This is a genomic window from Psychrobacter sp. 1Y4, assembly GCF_051847555.1.
On record NZ_JBPYDE010000061.1, the window covers coordinates 1 to 1,395 of the forward strand.

Consider the following 1,395-nt stretch of genomic DNA (forward strand, 5'->3'; position numbering starts at 1 on the left):
TAAACGGTAATAAAAAAAAGAGAGCCTATGCTCTCTTTTTTTATGCCTGCAATTTATGACAGCTAGTTACCCATAGCCATACTTGGTACTTATTGGCTATATAAGATACATGCAGCGCAATATATGAAAAATCGTCATCACAGTCATGTGCAAACATATATCAATAGTTTTACAAGGCTATAGCGAAAATAAGCAGGCTTTCATACTCAATAACGCATTAAGTATCGAATAAACGCTCATCAACTTTCTGACGAAATTTTTGTCCCGTTTTGAACGTAACCACGCGGCGCGCGGATACTGCGACAGGCTCCCCTGTTTTAGGGTTACGACCTGGACGGCTGTTCTTATCTTTAAGCTCAAAGTTGCCAAAGCCTGAAAGCTTGACCTCTTTGCCATCAATCAAACTCTCTGACAGCTCATCAAAAAAGTTCTCCACCAGACAGCGACCTTCTTGTCGTGTCAGATTTAGATGACTCATTAAGTGCTCAATCATGTCAGATTTGGTTAAGGTGCTCACAGTACGACTCCTATGCTATGTCGTGATGTCGAATATCATGGTTTAGCGGTATGAGGGTTAAGTCTCATTATTATAAAGGTTTTTTGAGCAGTTTTTAATAAACTATGCATTAAAATCCTTTATTAATAATGACTTAACTTATTCTACAAGTAAAAGGGTTATAAATAATAGTTTTTACGAATAGCAATGCTCCATAGCCTCATAACTGAAAAGGCTATAGAGCATTGGGTATTTTAAAGACTAAATATTAGCTGTCACGTAACTGGACTGCGTGTTGAGCCGTTAATGCATGTACAACCTTATCAGTGGCAGCCTTTACAGCTTCATCCGATAGGGTTTGTGTAGCATCTTGCCATACGAGTGCAAACGCCAATGAACGCTGACCTGCTGGTACTTTATCGCCTTGATACACATCAAACAGCCACAGATCAGTCAACAGATCACCTGCCGCAGCTCGCACCGTCGTTTCTAACGTCTGCAAACTGATATCACTGTCTACTAAGATAGCGATATCACGGCGTACTTGTGGGAACTTGCTAGGCGTCGTAATCGCATGCTGCTCACGAGCAAGCGTCAATAGTGGTGCCAGTGATAATTGGGCAACCCATGTCGTCGGCAGATCTAACTGCTTAGCAGTATTTGGATGTAGCTGACCCAACCAACCAACATATATATCATCGATATATAACTCAGCGCTTTGTCCTGGATGGAGGAAGCTCAGCGCACTACGCTCATAGCGAATGCGTGCACTATCGATCTGCGCTGGTAATAACTGTTCAATATCATGTTTTAGATCATAAAAGTCTAGCGCACGATTTTGATACGCTTGCTCGCTCCATACATCACCCACTGCGACCAATGCAATGCTTGGGGTTTGG

2 protein-coding genes are annotated in these 1,395 nt (G+C 42.0%); both read right to left on the reverse strand.

Annotated features, from left to right (window positions below; all coding sequences use genetic code 11):
• Positions 1-217 precede the first annotated feature (217 nt).
• Positions 218-517 carry an integration host factor subunit alpha gene (locus tag ACS8FC_RS14145; protein ID WP_201600256.1) on the reverse strand — a complete coding sequence of 100 codons (300 nt, stop codon included), beginning with the start codon at positions 515-517 and terminating at the stop codon, positions 218-220.
• Between the two features lie 247 nt (positions 518-764).
• On the reverse strand, positions 765-1,395 hold a 631-nt coding region (locus tag ACS8FC_RS14150), incomplete at its 5' end, for a phenylalanine--tRNA ligase subunit beta-related protein (protein ID WP_459112959.1).